Source organism: Erwinia sp. TECH1 (assembly GCF_054057575.1).
The window spans coordinates 471,060-487,977 of sequence record NZ_JBSRZK010000001.1 but is presented as its reverse complement, the minus strand read 5'-3'; the positions used below and the strand labels follow the sequence as shown (position 1 = coordinate 487,977).

Below are 16,918 nucleotides of genomic sequence, written 5' to 3'. Positions count from 1 at the left end.
ATGCGTTTCAGTATGACTATTCTTGCCCTTTAAAGGAAAAATTTTATGGAGCTTTCTGCGCCACTCCTGTTGGTTATCATTGGATTAAGCTCGCTCGTGGCCCAGTGGCTGGCCTGGTTGCTGCGTTTACCGGCCATTTTACCGCTGCTTGTTTTCGGCATTCTCCTGGGGCCGGTCGGTCATGTTTTGCAGCCGGATGCGCTGTTTGGCGCTCTGCTGTTCCCGCTGGTTTCTCTCTCGGTAGCGATCATTCTGTTTGAAGGCGCGTTGACGCTGCGTTTCGACGAGATCCGTGGATTGGGCAAGGTGGTGCGCAATCTGGTCACAATCGGCATGTTTATCACTTTTCTGGCTATCGGCCTCACCTGCTGGCTGCTGCTCGACTTCCCGCCCGAGCTGGCGGCGCTGGTCGGCGCCGTCACGGTCGTCACCGGCCCGACGGTTATCGCTCCGCTGATGCGCGTGGTGCGTCCGAATAAGGCAATTAATCAGATCCTGCGCTGGGAAGGCATTGTGATCGATCCGGTCGGCGCTATTTTCACGCTGCTGGTGTTTGAATTCATTGTGCTACAGCAAAAAGCGGAGTCGCTGACCCATCTCTTCTGGACGTTCGGCCTGACCGTGGTGGTCGGCACCGTCGGCGGCGCGCTGTTCGGCTGGCTGATGGGCGTCGCGCTGAAGCGCGTCTGGCTGCCGGGCTATCTGCAAAACTTTGCGGTGCTGGCCGTTACGCTGACCGCTTTCGGCGCGTCGAACGCTATTGCCGACGAGTCGGGCCTGCTGACCGTCACCGTGATGGGGATCTGGCTGGCCAATATGCGCGATGTGGATTTGAGCGAGATTATCGCCTTTAAAGAGGAGCTGTCGGCGCTGCTGATCTCCGCGCTGTTTATTATTCTGGCTGCCAGGCTGGATCTCGGCGCGCTGCTGGCGATGGGCTGGCCGCTGCTTGGCCTGCTGCTGGTGGTGCAGTTTATCGCTCGTCCGCTCTGTATCGCGCTCTCCACGTGGGGTTCCTCGCTCTCCTGGCGCGACAAGCTGCTGCTGAGCTGGATTTCGCCACGCGGCATCGTGGCGGCGGCAGTCAGCTCGCTGTTTGCGCTGACGCTGGAAAAAACCGGCTATGAAGGCGCCAGCCGGCTGGTGACCGTGGTGTTTGCGGTGATTATCGGCACCGTGGTGCTGCAAAGCCTGACCAGCTCGTTCCTCGCCCGTGCGCTGCGCGTGCAGCAACGGGAGCCGCGCGGTATCCTGATTATCGGCGCGAACAGCGTCGCCCGCGCGCTGGCTGCCGCGCTGCAAAAGCTGGATCTGCCCGTGCTGGTGACGGACAGCAGCTGGGAATATTATCGACTGGCCCGTATGGAAGGCATTCCCGCTTACTACGGCAACGCCTGGTCGGATCATGCCGAAAACTTCCTCGACCTTAGCGAAACGGCCCAGGTGCTTGCCCTGTCGCCCAATCGCCATCAAAATGCGCTGGCCGTTTACCATTTCAGCCATATTTTTGGTAACAACAACGTGGCGGCTATTCGTTCGGGCGCCGCGCTGAAAGGCCGCCGCGACAGTGAAAGCCCGCGCTTTCGCCGTCATGAAGTGCTGTTCAGCCAGGAGCATACCTATGCCCGCCTCAGCAGCCTGCTGGCGAAAGGCGGCGTAATCAAAGCGACGGGCCTGAATGAAAATTTCGGCTGGGAAGAGTATCTGGAAAAGAATCAGAACGCGCTGTTGCTCTTTGTGCAGGACGAACAGGGCAAGCTGAAAATAGGCGACGGCCAGCCGCCCGCGCTGCCCTGTACGGTGATCGCTCTGGTACAAAATGAATCATCGGCCAGTTCCGGGGATTGACAGCAAGGCAATAACCCGGTATTTCTGGGCGGCTAGCTGCGCATCTGATGCGCAGGCCAGAAGAGGCGCGTCGCCCAGGCAGTGTGTTGGAGGAACCGAATCCGTAGAAAACACATCAGGGGGAGCGACGCCGAGGTACAAACCATGCGGTATGGGGCGTATCGGCTACAGGGGCTGAATCCTCTGGGTTGTCACCACGATCGTCCGCCGGGCGGACGATTTGCAAGGTGGAGCGCTTCTGGGTGACTCGTAGTAATCCCTTTTCTACGTCTGCCCCGTTTCTGCTCTTCCCTTGTGCCAAGGCTGATAGATTTTAACCTGACACGAGGTATGTCAAGACATGTCCCAATCATTGATCGTGGCGAAGTTCGGCGGCACCAGCGTTGCCGATTACGCCGCCATGAACCGCAGCGCCGACGTGGTGCTGGCCGATCCGAATGTGCGCGTGGTGGTGCTTTCCGCCTCTGCGGGCGTCACCAACCTGTTGGTTTCCCTGGCGGAAGGCCTGGAGCAGGAGCAGCGTGCTTATCAACTGGATGAGATCCGCCGCATCCAGTACGCCATTGTTGACCAGCTGCCGCATTCTGAAGTGATTCGCGACGAAATCGATCGCGTGCTGGAAAACATCACCATGCTTTCCGAAGCCGCCGCGCTGGCTACCTCAACCGCGCTGACCGATGAGCTGGTCAGCCACGGCGAACTGATGTCCAGCCTGCTGTTTGTAGAGATCCTGCGCCAGCGCGAAGTGGCCTCCGAGTGGTTCGACGTGCGTAAAGTGATGCGCACCAACGACCGCTTTGGTCGCGCAGAGCCGGATGTCGCGCTGCTGGCGGAACTGACGCAGGCACAGCTGGCGCCGCGGCTGGGCGAAGCGCTGATCGTGACCCAAGGCTTTATCGGCAGCGAGCCGAAAGGCCGCACCACCACGCTGGGTCGCGGCGGCAGCGACTATACCGCCGCGCTGCTGGGCGAAGCGCTGCACGCAAGCCGTATCGACATCTGGACCGATGTACCGGGCATCTATACCACCGATCCGCGCGTGGTGCCGACGGCGAAACGCATTGATGAAATCACCTTTGGCGAAGCGGCGGAGATGGCGACGTTTGGTGCCAAGGTGCTGCATCCGGCCACGCTGTTGCCTGCCGTACGCAGCGATATTCCGGTGTTCGTCGGCTCCAGTAAGGATCCGGCCGCTGGCGGCACGCGCGTCTGCAACGAAACGCAGGATCCGCCGCTGTTCCGCGCGCTGGCCCTGCGCCGCAAACAGACGCTGCTGACGCTGCACAGCCTGAATATGCTGCACGCGCGCGGCTTTCTGGTTGAGGTTTTCACCATCCTCGCGCGCCATAATATCTCGGTCGATCTGATTACCACTTCGGAGGTAAGCGTTGCGCTGACGCTGGATACCACTGGCTCCACCTCCAACAGCGATGGCCTGCTGACTCAGGCGCTGCTGACCGAGCTCTCTTCGCTGTGCCGCGTAGAGGTAGAAGAGAATCTGGCGCTGGTGGCGCTGATCGGCAATCAGCTTTCCAAAGCCTGCGGCGTCGGCAAAGAGGTCTTCGGCGTGCTGGAGCCGTTTAACCTGCGCCTGATCTGCTATGGCGCAAGCAGCTATAACCTCTGCTTCCTGGTGCCGGGCAACGACGCCGAACAGGTGGTGCAGGCGCTGCATAAAAATCTGTTTGAGTAAGCGTGGAAGCCGGGCGGAAGCCCGGCTTCCAGATTGCTGACAAGCCTGCGGCGCCCTGCCGTTTTCGCAGCAGCAATGCCGCCTTTATCAGCCCAATGGTGGCCTGATAGCCTGAAGGCTTATTAGCAGCCTTGCCCGCTTTTTTACTTTTCTTGTTTTTCCCTTTCATCGCTTTACTCAGCGAGCGCTTATCTTTTGATCTGGCTCAAGCCAGTCGCTAATAAAGCCGCAGATCCGCCCGCAGACAGCATATTCTCCGTTCCGTTGATTTTCCGGTTGGACAAGCCAGGGATAATCGTGGCGTTAAATCAAATAATGGAGCAAAACATGCGTAGGTTAGTCGCTGAATCGCTGGGAACCTTTGTACTGGTTCTCGGCGGCTGTGGTAGCGCGGTATTAGCCGCGGCTTTTCCCGAGCTGGGAATTGGTTTTGTCGGCGTATCGCTGGCGTTTGGCCTGACCGTCCTGACGATGGCTTATGCCGTAGGGCATATCTCGGGCGGTCATTTTAATCCGGCGGTAACCATAGGCCTGTGGGCCGGCGGCCGTTTTCCCGCGTCGCAAATCCTTCCCTATGTGCTGGCGCAGGTTGTGGGCGGCGCGCTGGCGGCAGGCACGCTTTATCTGATCGCCAGCGGCAAAGCCTCTTTTGACGCGGCAGCCAGCGGTTTTGCCGCCAACGGCTACGGCGAGCATTCGCCCGGCGGTTTCTCTCTGCTGTCCGGCATGATTGCGGAAGCCGTGCTGACCGCTATTTTCCTGATCGTTATCCACGGCGCGACCGACAAACGCGCGCCGAAGGGCTTTGCGCCCATTGCTATCGGTCTGGCGCTGACCCTGATCCATTTGATCAGCATTCCGGTGACCAATACCTCGGTTAACCCGGCACGCAGTACCGCCGTGGCTATCTTCCAGGGCGGCTGGGCGCTGGATCAGCTATGGATGTTCTGGGCGATGCCGCTCGTCGGCGCGCTGGTTGGCGGCCTGATTTACCGCGTTCTGCTGGAGGAAAAAGCGTAACGCCTGCCTGGCGGGCCGCTGCTGGCCCGCCCTTTTCCTGACTCTTGTCTTTGTGTGGGTATACGTCTGGATCGATATGAAACTGGACGCACAGGCGCGGGTTATTGATGCTAAAAAGTCTACTTTTAGCCTGTCGAAAAGTAAGGAGAATGATCCATTCAGGGCAGCAGGTTATTTAATGTTGGATACGGCTAACTGAATGGCAGGTATGTAGCTTGCTGGAAGTATACCTATTACAGGCGAAGCGAATGGTGGCTTTCCTTTCCTGCTTTTTGGTATATCAAACCAGTCATCGTCATAGGGAATATTGGCTACCCGGCTTACATCGAACTTAGTATCATAGGAGAGCCCGGTTTGAAGATAATCTGGATCGGTCTTTTTAATCACAAACTCTGTCGGATATAATTTTTCCGTCTTCTTGCTTGTGCCAAACACTACCTTGACTCGATGGTACTGAGGCGATACTTCTTTGACGATGGCCGGGCGCGCATAGGGTCCCGGCTGCCCTACCGCGTGAGGAAATTTCACCCAAACGATACTCCCTACCGTTGGCAAGGGGTGAAACTGCGTAGGGCCACTATTGTTATTAGCCATTCATGTCGTCCTTTCATCAAAAGAGTTTTTCCGTAAAACTCTCCTCCGGTATTTCCGCTGCCTTGCTGACTTCGTTTATACGTTGGATTTGAGCATCTGATAGTGGCCCATCGTCCTGTGCATAGTATGGCAAGTATTCATCTGCCAGATTTCGCAATGCCAGATGAGTAAGCTCGGTTTTACTCAGGCCGGTTTCTTGCATCAATCTGTCCAGCGTGCCTGCACTAATGCCCGTAGGGGTATCTTTGCTACGTAGTCTGAACAAAAAGCTGTTCGCTTTAGTTTCGGCATTGAGATTCATAGTCAGGTTTCTCTCTTTCCTTTTTTTGTTGATTTAATGGATTAGCAGTCGATGTAAAAGGGATAAAGTCTCAACGCTATTTGACCATTAAAAACTCAAAGCAAGATGCTTGTAGAAACGCATCCATGGTACAGAAAGTAGATTTAACTTGCCGTTTATTCTCCCATTGTGCTGGTTAATCAGGCATATGATAGCAAATTGATATCAATCTTCAAGCGCAAAGATACACTTTTGATATACATCTGATTCAGTGCCACCCGCTATGCGTTAGCGGAAAAGGGTACAAAAGCCTTAAGGTAGGGAGATGCGTTTTATGACCGAACGGAATACAGATCGTCTTTCCCCCCGCTGTCCGCTCGTCCTTCCTTTCCCATCGGCTAATGCTATGATTCGACGACCGCTTTTCCCCCGTTCCGGGAAAACGGCATTCTGTAATCACAACATAAAAAGGAAGTCTGGCTATGCTCGCCACCGTTACCCGACTGTTCCCGTTATGGGCAGTCCTGCTTTCCCTTGCTGCCTGGTACACGCCAACCCCCTTTCTGGGTATTGGCCCCTGGGTCACTTATTTGCTGATGCTGATTATGTTTGGTATGGGCGTCACGCTGAATATCAACGATTTCAAACGCGTGCTGACCCGACCGGCACCGGTGATCGCCGGCACGTTTTTGCACTATCTGGTGATGCCGCTCGCGGCCTGGGCGCTGGCAAAACTGTTTAAGATGCCGCCGGATCTGGCGGCGGGCATGATCCTGGTCGGCAGCGTCGCCAGCGGCACCGCTTCCAACGTGATGATCTATCTGGCTAAGGGCGACGTGGCGCTGTCGGTGACCATCTCGTCCGTCTCCGCACTGGTAGGCGTATTCGCCACGCCGCTGCTGACTAAGCTCTACGTGGACACGCATATTCAGGTGGATGTCGCCGGGATGCTGCTGAGCATCGTTAAAATCGTGGTGGTGCCGATTAGCATCGGGCTGATTGTCCATCACACGCTGCATGGCGTGGTGCGCCGCGTGGAGCCTTATCTGCCCGCTTTTTCCATGGTCTGCATTCTGCTGATTATCAGCGCCGTTGTAGCGGGCAGCCAGGGCTTTATCGGGTCGGTGGGACTGGTGACGATAGCCGCAGTGATCCTGCATAACGCTATCGGCCTGCTGGGCGGCTATTGGGGCGGCAAGCTGTTTGGCTTCGATGAATCCACCTGCCGCACGCTGGCGCTGGAAGTGGGGATGCAAAACTCCGGGCTGGCGGCGACGCTGGGCAAGCTTTACTTCTCACCGCTGGCCGCGCTGCCGGGGGCGCTGTTCTCGGTCTGGCACAATCTTTCCGGCTCGCTGCTGGCGGGCTACTGGTCCAGCAAACCCATCAGCAAAAAATAGCGTTTCTCCCCCGCATTGTTGCGGGGGCTTGCGTTATTCCTCATCCCTGGGATCGTCAGGCTGCTCCAGCACGCTGTAGGCAACCGCGCAAAATAGCGAGTTTAACCTTTTCATATCGCCCAGCAGGCCCAGATGCAGCGAACTGGTTTCTATACTCTGCACGTTTTGCTGATGCAGACGATCAACATGCTTATGCGAATAGCGGCGAGTTGTAATGCGGAAACGGTGCTTGGCGCGCCGCAGCCGCTTAGCGCTGGTTACGTCATGTGATAAAAATACCGACAGGCTCAGACGCAGGTTGGCGTTGAGCTGCTCAAGCAGCGCATCCAGTTCCGCCAGGCCCTCCACCGAAAAAGCACGGCGCGCATTCAGCGATTTATCCACCACGTCGCCGCTCATGCGCTCCAGAATATCGCCCGCCATTTCCAGGTTCAGCGCCATTTCGATGATTTCCGCCCAGCGCCGCGAATCCTCTTCCGGGAGATCTTCTTTCGGCATCTGCGCCAGATAGAGTTTGATCGCGGTATAAAGTATGTCAACGTCGTCGTCCAGCCGCCGGATTTCCCTTTCCTCTCGCAGCTCGCCGTGCATCACTTTACTGAAGCTGGTCAGCATCTGTTCCAGCACGTCACCCATGCGCAGCGTCTCTCTTGAAGCGTTCGCCAGCGCCAGCGCGGGCGTATCCAGCGCGCTGCTGTCCAGATGTTTCGGCTTCAGGCGCAAATCCGTTTCCGGCTCTTCACGAATAATCCGCTGGCACAGATCGGCCATCAAATCGGCGAAAGGTACCATCACCAGACAGCGGATCAGGTTGTAGAAGACGTGGAAAAAGATCACCAGCTCTTCGTCGTTAACCGGCAGCTTTTGCAGCCAGTCCGCCAGCAGATCGATGAAAGGCAGCACTATCAGCGAGCCGATAAATTTGAACAGCAGACTGCCCAGCGCCACCTGTTTCCCTGCGGCATTGGAGCCGCTGTTGTTCAGCATCGCCAGCAGGCCGCTGCCCAGATTCGCGCCGATCACCAGGCACAGCGCCACTTTAAAAGAGATAACGCCGGTCGCGGTGAGCGTGGCGGTGATCAGCACCGCCGCCAGACTCGAATAGCTGATAATGGCAAATACCGCGCCAATCAGCGAGTCCAGCATTACGTCGCCGGTGAGCGAAGAGAAGATTACCTTAACGCCTGCGGCCTGGGTGATTGGCGTCGCCGCCGCGACGATCAGCTGTAGCGCCAGCAGGATCAGCCCCAGCCCGATGCTGGCGCGGCCAAGCTGCCCGGCGCGCGTCTGTTTGCGTCCCAGGAAAAAGACCACGCCAAAGAAAATAAACAGCGGCGACAGCCAGGAAAGATCAAAGGTCAGGATGCGCGCCATGAGCGCCGTCCCCACGTCTGCGCCCAGTATGATCACCAGCGCGGGCGTCAGCGCCACCAGCTCCTGCGCCACAAACGAAGTCACCAGCAGCGTGGTGGCATTGCTGCTCTGCACCAGCGCGGTGACGCCGATGCCGGCCACAAAGGCCATCGGCTTTTTCGCCACGCTGCGGCTGAGCACGCGGCGGAGATCTGCGCCGTAAACTCGCATAATGCCGGTACGAACAATATGCGTTCCCCACACCAGCAGCGCTACGGCAGAAAGTAAATTAAGCAGGGTCAGCACCGATATTAACCTCACGGATTTTCACGAATAAAAGCTTTAGTCCTGATGAGCGACCGTCGCCTTAAGTTTAGTCGCTCTGGCGAAAAAGCTTTTTTATCAGCGTCATATTATTGAAATGGCATCGCGCGACTGGCGCTGGCTGAAGAGCAGGCGGGAGAAAAGCAGGGCAGATCCTGTTATCTGCCCCCGGCATTGGTCAGTCGGCGTCATAACCCAGGTTTGAGGCCAGCCAGCGCTCAACTTCGCTCACCGACATCCCTTTGCGCTGCGCATAATCTTCTACCTGATCGCGTTGCAGTTGAGCGACCGCAAAATATTTGCTTTGCGGATGGCTGAAGTACCAGCCGGAAACCGATGCGCCCGGCCACATGGCAAAAGATTCCGTCAGCCTCATGCCGGTATGGGTTTCAACATCCAGCAGCTGCCAGATGGTCGCCTTCTCGGTGTGTTCCGGACAGGCGGGATAGCCGGGCGCGGGACGAATGCCCTGATAGTTCTCACGGATCAGCTCTTCATTGCTCAGGTTTTCCGTAGGCGCAAAGCCCCAGATGACCTTACGAACTCGCTCATGCAGATATTCCGCGAACGCTTCCGCCAGACGATCTGCCAGCGCTTTCACCATGATTTTGTTGTAATCATCATGAGCGGCGTCATAGGCTTCCGCCAGCGAATCTTCCTCCAGGCCGCCGGTAACGGCGAACGCGCCCAGATAGTCGGCTTTGCGGCTGGCAGCCGGTGCCACAAAATCGGCCAGGCAGTAGTTCGCAAAGTCCGTTTTTTCCGTCTGCTGACGTAAGTGATGGCTTACTTGCAGAACGTCGCGGCGTGCTTCGTCGCGATAAATATGGATATCGTCGCCGACGCGGTTAGCCGGAAAAATGCCTACTACGCCGCGCGGTGTAAGCGCCTGCTTCGCGCTCAGCTCGTCCAGCATCGCGTTCGCATCGTCAAAAAGCCGTTTCGCCTCAACACCCACCACTTCGTCTTCCAGAATGCGGGGATATTTGCCAGCCAGCGACCAGGTCATAAAGAACGGCGTCCAGTCTATATAGTGCCGCAGCGTTTCGATGTTAGCGCTTACTTCGCTTATGCCCAGCCGGTGCGGCACGGGCGGCGTATAATCTTCCCAGTCCAGCGCCAGGGCATTAGCCCTTGCCGTCGCCAGCGAGACCGGCGGCGTGCGCGGCTTTTTACGACCGTGCTGGATGCGCACCGTTTCATACTCTTTACGCGTGCGGGCCACGAAATCGTCACGCTGCGTGGCGGAAAGCAGCGCTGAAACCACGCCAACCGTGCGCGAGGCGTTTTGCACATAGACCGTTGGGCCGCTATAGTTTTGCTCGATTTTAACGGCCGTATGCGCTTTGGACGTGGTTGCGCCGCCGATCAGCAGCGGTAGCGTAAAGCCCTGCCGCTCCATCTCTTTCGCCACGTTGACCATCTCGTCCAGCGACGGCGTAATCAGCCCCGACAGACCGATGATATCGGCATTTTGTTCTCTGGCGGTTTTAAGAATTTTATCGCCGGGCACCATCACGCCCAGATCGATGATTTCGTAGTTGTTGCATTGCAGCACCACGCCGACGATATTTTTACCAATGTCGTGAACATCGCCTTTTACCGTAGCGAGCACGATTTTGCCGTTGGTGCGGCCCTTCTCTTTGCTCGCCTCAATATAAGGCTCCAGATAAGCCACTGCCTGCTTCATTACGCGCGCGGATTTCACTACCTGCGGCAGGAACATTTTGCCTTCGCCAAACAGGTCGCCGACCACGTTCATGCCCGCCATCAGCGGCCCCTCGATTACTTCAATCGGGCGACTCGCCTTCTGGCGCGCGGCCTCGGTATCCTCTTCAATAAATTCGGTAATGCCTTTAACCAGCGAATACTCCAGCCGCTTTTCCACTTCCCAGCTGCGCCATTCTGCCTGCGGCTTGTTTCCGTCGTCCGCCTTGCTGCCACGATATTTTTCCGCCAGCGTCAGCAGCCGCTCGGTGCTGTCTTCACGCCGGTTAAGCACCACGTCTTCTACCGCGTCGCGCAGATCTGGCGCCAGGTCGTCATAGATGGCCAGCTGACCGGCATTGACGATCCCCATATCCATACCGTTGCGAATAGCGTAATAAAGGAAAACCGCGTGGATAGCTTCACGTACCGGATCGTTGCCGCGAAAGGAAAAGGAGACGTTGGAGACGCCGCCTGAAATCATCGCGTGCGGCAGCTCTCGCTTGATATCTTCACAGGCGCCGATGAAATCCATCGCGTAGTTGTTGTGCTCTTCAATGCCGGTAGCGACCGCAAAGATGTTGGGGTCGAAAATGATATCTTCCGGCGGGAAGCCAACCTCTTCCGTCAGGATCTGATAGGCACGACGGCAGATAGCGATTTTGCGTTCGCGGGTATCCGCCTGGCCGATCTCATCAAACGCCATCACAACCATTGCCGCGCCGTAGCGCCGCACCAGACGGGCATGATGAATAAAGGCTTCGATGCCTTCCTTCATCGAAATGGAGTTAACGATGCCTTTGCCCTGAATACACTGCAGGCCTTTTTCAATCACTTCCCATTTGGAGGAGTCGATCATCACCGGCACGCGCGCAATATCCGGCTCACCGGCAATCAGGTTCAGGAAGCGTACCATCGCCGCCTCCGCATCCAGCATCCCCTCGTCCATATTGATATCAACGATCTGCGCGCCGCTTTCCACCTGCTGCAACGCCACTTCCAGCGCCTCGCTGTACTTCTCTTCTTTGATCAGACGCTTGAATTTTGCCGAGCCGGTAACGTTGGTGCGCTCGCCGACGTTGACGAACAGCGTTTCAGCGCTGATGTTCAGTGGTTCAAGACCGGAAAGACGACAGGCCACGGGCAGATCCGGCCGCTGGCGAGGCGTAACGCCCTCTACCGCGGCGGCCATTGCGGCAATATGTGCTGGCGTAGTACCGCAGCAGCCGCCGACGATATTTAAAAAGCCCGATCGCGCCCATTCACCTATCTGCTCCGCCATAATGTCCGCGTCCAGATCGTATTCACCAAAGGCGTTAGGCAGGCCCGCATTGGGGTGCGCGGTCACGTAGCTTTCCGCAATGCGCGACAGCTCCGCCACGTACTGACGCAGCTCGTCCGGCCCCAGCGCGCAGTTCAGGCCGAACGACAGCGGCTGCGCATGACGCAGCGAATTATAAAAAGCTTCGGTAGTCTGTCCCGAAAGCGTACGGCCGGATGCATCGGTAATGGTGCCGGAAATCATCAGAGGCAGCGTAATGCCCTGCTCGTCAAATTCGCTTTTTATCGCGAAAATGGCCGCTTTGGCATTTAACGTATCGAAAATGGTTTCGACCATAATAATATCAACGCCGCCCGCCATCAGTGCCTTTGTTGATTCACGGTAGGCTTCGACCAGCTGATTGAAAGTGATATTACGGAAGGCAGGATCGTTAACGTCCGGCGAAATCGAGCAGGTGCGGTTAGTTGGCCCTAAAACGCCTGCAACATAGCGTGGTTTTTCTGGCGTGCGGGCCGTCCAGGCATCGGCGCACTCACGGGCCAGCTTTGCGGCGGCAAAGTTGATTTCCGCCGACAGCGAGGCCATATGGTAATCCGCCATCGCAACAGGGGTGGCGTTGAACGTGTTGGTTTCCAGAATATCTGCGCCCGCCTGTAGATAGGCGTGGTGAATGTCGCTTATCACATCAGGCCGCGTCAGCACCAGCAGGTCGTTATTACCCTTTAAATCGCTCTGCCAGTCGGCAAACCGCTCGCCGCGAAAATCCTCTTCGCTCAGACGATAGCTCTGGATCATGGTGCCCATGCCGCCATCCAGCACCATGATGCGTTTTGCCAGCTGCTGATGCAGCGCTTCTGTTCTGTTGCCCACTGTTGCCTCTTTCTCACCTGCGGCACGATGCCGGCAATCCATACTGGCACAAGTTTTCATCACGTAGAAGCATCCGACTGGCGGTCTGGCAAAACGCCCTGCGCTACTATTCCAGCGTTGGGTTCATATGACGCAGATCGAACGGCGTGATCTGGTAAACGTAGTAGTTCAGCCAGTTTGAAAACAGCAGGTTGCCGTGGCTGCGCCAGCTGGCTCGAGGCGGCAGTTCCGGGTTGTCCTGTGGGAAGTAATTACAGGGTACCTCCGGATGCAGCCCGGCTTCGTAGTCACGATGGTATTCGCCGGACAGCGTCAGCGCATCGTATTCCGGATGGCCGGTGACGAAAGCCAGACGCTTGTCTTTGCTGGCGAACAGGTAAGCGCCCGTCTCTTCTGATTCGGCAAAAATTTCCAGATCCGTGTAATCGCGCAGCAGGTGCGTCGGGAAATCCGCATAGCGTGAATGCGGCGCCAGAAAAGTATCGTCGAAGCCACGCGTTAACAGAGCGTGCGGATGCAGAATACGATGCTCATAAACGCCCGATAATTTTTTATCACGCGTTTGTTTAGGGATGCCGTACAGGATATTCAAAGCAGCCTGCACCGCCCAGCAAACAAAAAGCGTGGAGGTAACGTGCTCTTTAGCCCAGTGGAGAACGCGCTGGATCTGCGGCCAGTACGCCACATCGTTAAAATCCACCAGGCCCAGCGGTGCCCCGGTAACGATCAGACCATCGTAGTTATTGTCCTGAATATCCTCAAAATTACAGTAAAAGTTGTTCAGGTGCTCCACAGGCGTATTGCGTGACTCGCGGCTGTCGACGCGCAGAAGTTGAATATCTATTTGCAACGGCGAGTTAGAAAGCAGGCGTAAAAACTGGTTCTCCGTCTCGATTTTTTTAGGCATCAGATTCAAAACCAGCACTTTTAACGGGCGGATTTCCTGAGTGCTGGCCCTTGTAGAGGTCATCACAAATACATTTTCATTACGCAGAAAATTCACGGCTGGTAATTCATCGGGTACCCTAATCGGCATCGTTTACTTCCTCGGCTAACCATTTATACGTTTAGACATCCAGACAGCCAAAGATAGCGGGTCAGGCGCTGAAAGTCGAGATGAGATGAAGTAGTTGAAAATGTTTCATCACAGACGCAAAGGTTAAAGAATATACCGGATGACGGAAATATAAGCGTAAAAAGGGAATGCCAGGCAGGAAGTGAGAGGTGAATAAAGCCTGTAGCTCTTGAATCGGTTACTAAAAAGTTTCCCGGCCCACAAACGCAAAAAACCCCGACCGTGAGGTCGGGGTTATCGCAATTTGATGCCTGGCAGTTCCCTACTCTCGCATGGGGAGGCCCCACACTACCATCGGCGCTACGGCGTTTCACTTCTGAGTTCGGCATGGGGTCAGGTGGGACCACCGCGCTAAAGCCGCCAGGCAAATTCTGTTTCCCCCGCCGCCCTGAGGCCGCGCGGGTTTATCCGCGAACAGGCTGAAAATGTTGCGTCTCTCATAACGCCCGCCAGAACGCTTCTGGCGTTGTAAGGTTAAGCCTCACGGGTCATTAGTACCGGTTAGCTCAACGCATCGCTGCGCTTACACACCCGGCCTATCAACGTCGTCGTCTTCAACGTCCCTTCAGGTGGCTTAAAGCCACAGGGAGAACTCATCTCGAGGCAAGTTTCGCGCTTAGATGCTTTCAGCGCTTATCTTTTCCGCACTTAGCTACCGGGCAGTGCCATTGGCATGACAACCCGAACACCAGCGGTGCGTTCACTCCGGTCCTCTCGTACTAGGAGCAACCCCTCTCAATTCTCCAGCGCCCACGGCAGATAGGGACCGAACTGTCTCACGACGTTCTAAACCCAGCTCGCGTACCACTTTAAACGGCGAACAGCCGTACCCTTGGGACCTACTTCAGCCCCAGGATGTGATGAGCCGACATCGAGGTGCCAAACACCGCCGTCGATATGAACTCTTGGGCGGTATCAGCCTGTTATCCCCGGAGTACCTTTTATCCGTTGAGCGATGGCCCTTCCATACAGAACCACCGGATCACTATGACCTGCTTTCGCACCTGCTCGAGCCGTCACTCTCGCAGTCAAGCCAGCTTATGCCATTGCACTAACCTCACGATGTCCGACCGTGATTAGCTGACCTTCGTGCTCCTCCGTTACTCTTTGGGAGGAGACCGCCCCAGTCAAACTACCCACCAGACACTGTCCGCAGCCCGGATTACGGGCCTACGTTAGAACACCAGCCATTAAAGGGTGGTATTTCAAGGACGGCTCCACGCGGACTGGCGTCCACGCTTCGAAGCCTCCCACCTATCCTGCACATCAAGGACCAGTGTTCAGTGTCAAGCTGTAGTAAAGGTTCACGGGGTCTTTCCGTCTTGCCGCGGGTACACTGCATCTTCACAGCGATTTCAATTTCACTGAGTCTCGGGTGGAGACAGCCTGGCCATCATTACGCCATTCGTGCAGGTCGGAACTTACCCGACAAGGAATTTCGCTACCTTAGGACCGTTATAGTTACGGCCGCCGTTTACCGGGGCTTCGATCAAGAGCTTCTCCTTGCGGATAACCCCATCAATTAACCTTCCGGCACCGGGCAGGCGTCACACCGTATACGTCCACTTTCGTGTTTGCACAGTGCTGTGTTTTTAATAAACAGTTGCAGCCAGCTGGTATCTTCGACTGGCCTCGGCTCGGGGAGCAAGTCCCTCCACCTACGCGCCAGCGTGCCTTCTCCCGAAGTTACGGCACCATTTTGCCTAGTTCCTTCACCCGAGTTCTCTCAAGCGCCTTGGTATTCTCTACCTGACCACCTGTGTCGGTTTGGGGTACGATTCCGTGTTACCTGGAGCTTAGAGGCTTTTCCTGGAAGCAGGGCATCTGTTGCTTCAGCACCGTAGTGCCTCGTCGTCACGCCTCAGCCTTGAAGTGTTCCGGATTTGCCTGGAACACAAGCCTACACGCTTAAACCGGGACAACCGTCGCCCGGCCAACATAGCCTTCTCCGTCCCCCCTTCGCAGTAACACCGAGTACAGGAATATTAACCTGTTTCCCATCGACTACGCCTTTCGGCCTCGCCTTAGGGGTCGACTCACCCTGCCCCGATTAACGTTGGACAGGAACCCTTGGTCTTCCGGCGAGCGGGCTTTTCACCCGCTTTATCGTTACTTATGTCAGCATTCGCACTTCTGATACCTCCAGCAGACCTCACAGTCCACCTTCGACGGCTTACAGAACGCTCCCCTACCCAACAACGCATTCGCGTCGCTGCCGCAGCTTCGGTGCATGGTTTAGCCCCGTTACATCTTCCGCGCAGGCCGACTCGACCAGTGAGCTATTACGCTTTCTTTAAATGATGGCTGCTTCTAAGCCAACATCCTGGCTGTCTGTGCCTTCCCACATCGTTTCCCACTTAACCATGACTTTGGGACCTTAGCTGGCGGTCTGGGTTGTTTCCCTCTTCACGACGGACGTTAGCACCCGCCGTGTGTCTCCCGTGATAACATTCTTCGGTATTCGCAGTTTGCATCGGGTTGGTAAGCCGGGATGGCCCCCTAGCCGAAACAGTGCTCTACCCCCGAAGATGAGTTCACGAGGCGCTACCTAAATAGCTTTCGGGGAGAACCAGCTATCTCCCGGTTTGATTGGCCTTTCACCCCCAGCCACAGGTCATCCGCTAATTTTTCAACATTAGTCGGTTCGGTCCTCCAGTTAGTGTTACCCAACCTTCAACCTGCCCATGGCTAGATCACCGGGTTTCGGGTCTATACCCTGCAACTTAACGCCCAGTTAAGACTCGGTTTCCCTGCGGCTCCCCTATACGGTTAACCTTGCTACAGAATATAAGTCGCTGACCCATTATACAAAAGGTACGCAGTCACCCCCATAAAGAAGGCTCCCACTGCTTGTACGTACACGGTTTCAGGTTCTGTTTCACTCCCCTCGCCGGGGTTCTTTTCGCCTTTCCCTCACGGTACTGGTTCACTATCGGTCAGTCAGGAGTATTTAGCCTTGGAGGATGGTCCCCCCATCTTCAGACAGGATATCACGTGTCCCGCCCTACTCTTCGAACCCACAATAAGCATGCCTTTGTGTACGGGAGTATCACCCTGTACCCTGCGACTTTCCAGACGCTTCCACTGACACACAAACTGATGATGGTTCCGGGCTGTTCCCCGTTCGCTCGCCGCTACTGGGGGAATCTCGGTTGATTTCTTTTCCTCTGGGTACTTAGATGTTTCAGTTCCCCAGGTTCGCCTTGCAGCACTATGTATTCATGCTGCAATGATGCACAAGTGCACCGGGTTTCCCCATTCGGGTATCGTCGGTTGTTGCGGTTCATATCACCTTACCGACGCTTATCGCAGATTAGCACGCCCTTCATCGCCTCTGACTGCCAGGGCATCCACCGTGTACGCTTAGTCACTTAACCTCACAACCCACAAGCGTCCCGAAAGACGGTTGTCAGCTGCAAGCATTTGAGAGACTCGAACATATCGTTGACTTCATTCTTATTACGGAGAATGA

General features: G+C 56.1%; 9 protein-coding genes, 2 rRNA genes and 1 riboswitch. Of the genes, 4 read left to right on the top strand and 7 right to left on the bottom strand.

Annotation, left to right across the window (positions count from 1 at the left end; genetic code table 11):
• The first annotated feature begins 45 nt into the window (after window positions 1-45).
• The 3 genes from ACVWZ0_RS02135 to aqpZ all read left to right on the top strand — a co-directional run bounded on the left by ACVWZ0_RS02135 (window position 46) and on the right by aqpZ (window position 4,561).
• Window positions 46-1,848 (top strand): cation:proton antiporter, encoded by a 1,803-nt coding sequence (locus ACVWZ0_RS02135; RefSeq protein WP_253456233.1) that lies wholly within the window; start codon window positions 46-48, stop codon window positions 1,846-1,848.
• A 52-nt stretch (window positions 1,849-1,900) separates the two neighbouring features.
• Window positions 1,901-2,094: riboswitch (Lysine riboswitch) on the top strand.
• Between the two features lie 94 nt (window positions 2,095-2,188).
• A complete protein-coding gene (lysC, locus tag ACVWZ0_RS02130) occupies window positions 2,189-3,541 on the top strand; it encodes a lysine-sensitive aspartokinase 3 (protein ID WP_253456236.1) in 1,353 nt (450 codons plus the stop codon).
• 327 nt (window positions 3,542-3,868) lie between these two features.
• Window positions 3,869-4,561 (top strand): aquaporin Z, encoded by a 693-nt coding sequence (gene aqpZ / locus ACVWZ0_RS02125; protein ID WP_253456239.1) that lies wholly within the window; start codon window positions 3,869-3,871, stop codon window positions 4,559-4,561.
• A 171-nt stretch (window positions 4,562-4,732) separates the two neighbouring features.
• Here aqpZ and ACVWZ0_RS02120 read toward each other — a convergent pair whose 3' ends face one another.
• A complete protein-coding gene (locus ACVWZ0_RS02120) occupies window positions 4,733-5,155 on the bottom strand; it encodes a hypothetical protein (protein ID WP_253456242.1) in 423 nt (140 codons plus the stop codon).
• Window positions 5,156-5,171: 16 nt separating this feature from the next.
• Entirely contained in the window at window positions 5,172-5,456 is a 285-nt protein-coding gene (locus tag ACVWZ0_RS02115; protein ID WP_253456244.1) for a hypothetical protein, read from the bottom strand.
• A 461-nt stretch (window positions 5,457-5,917) separates the two neighbouring features.
• Between ACVWZ0_RS02115 and panS the strand changes: the two genes are divergently transcribed.
• Entirely contained in the window at window positions 5,918-6,835 is a 918-nt protein-coding gene (panS, locus tag ACVWZ0_RS02110) for a ketopantoate/pantoate/pantothenate transporter PanS (protein ID WP_253456247.1), read from the top strand.
• A 33-nt stretch (window positions 6,836-6,868) separates the two neighbouring features.
• On the opposite strand, the gene ACVWZ0_RS02105 is transcribed toward panS, so the two are convergent.
• The 5 genes from ACVWZ0_RS02105 to ACVWZ0_RS02085 form a co-directional block, all read right to left on the bottom strand.
• Window positions 6,869-8,494 (bottom strand): Na/Pi cotransporter family protein, encoded by a 1,626-nt coding sequence (locus ACVWZ0_RS02105; RefSeq protein WP_253461156.1) that lies wholly within the window; start codon window positions 8,492-8,494, stop codon window positions 6,869-6,871.
• 196 nt (window positions 8,495-8,690) lie between these two features.
• Window positions 8,691-12,371: a methionine synthase gene (metH, locus tag ACVWZ0_RS02100; protein WP_253456251.1), complete on the bottom strand. Its 3,681-nt coding sequence runs from the start codon at window positions 12,369-12,371 to the stop codon at window positions 8,691-8,693.
• Window positions 12,372-12,477: 106 nt separating this feature from the next.
• Window positions 12,478-13,407 (bottom strand): homoserine O-acetyltransferase MetA, encoded by a 930-nt coding sequence (gene metA / locus ACVWZ0_RS02095; RefSeq protein ID WP_253456254.1) that lies wholly within the window; start codon window positions 13,405-13,407, stop codon window positions 12,478-12,480.
• Window positions 13,408-13,695: 288 nt separating this feature from the next.
• Window positions 13,696-13,811, bottom strand: a 5S ribosomal RNA gene (gene rrf, locus ACVWZ0_RS02090).
• Between the two features lie 105 nt (window positions 13,812-13,916).
• Window positions 13,917-16,823 (bottom strand): 23S ribosomal RNA (locus ACVWZ0_RS02085).
• Window positions 16,824-16,918 lie beyond the last annotated feature (95 nt).

Bases quoted from the DNA above. Each gene is read 5' to 3' on its own strand.
- aqpZ (WP_253456239.1), top strand. From the start codon at position 3,869: ATGCGTAGGTTAGTCGCTGAATCGCTGGGAACCTTTGTACTGGTTCTC.
- lysC (WP_253456236.1), top strand. From the start codon at position 2,189: ATGTCCCAATCATTGATCGTGGCGAAGTTCGGCGGCACCAGCGTTGCC.
- panS (WP_253456247.1), top strand. From the start codon at position 5,918: ATGCTCGCCACCGTTACCCGACTGTTCCCGTTATGGGCAGTCCTGCTT.
- ACVWZ0_RS02120 (WP_253456242.1), bottom strand. From the start codon at position 5,155: ATGGCTAATAACAATAGTGGCCCTACGCAGTTTCACCCCTTGCCAACG.
- ACVWZ0_RS02135 (WP_253456233.1), top strand. From the start codon at position 46: ATGGAGCTTTCTGCGCCACTCCTGTTGGTTATCATTGGATTAAGCTCG.
- metA (WP_253456254.1), bottom strand. From the start codon at position 13,407: ATGCCGATTAGGGTACCCGATGAATTACCAGCCGTGAATTTTCTGCGT.
- ACVWZ0_RS02115 (WP_253456244.1), bottom strand. From the start codon at position 5,456: ATGAATCTCAATGCCGAAACTAAAGCGAACAGCTTTTTGTTCAGACTA.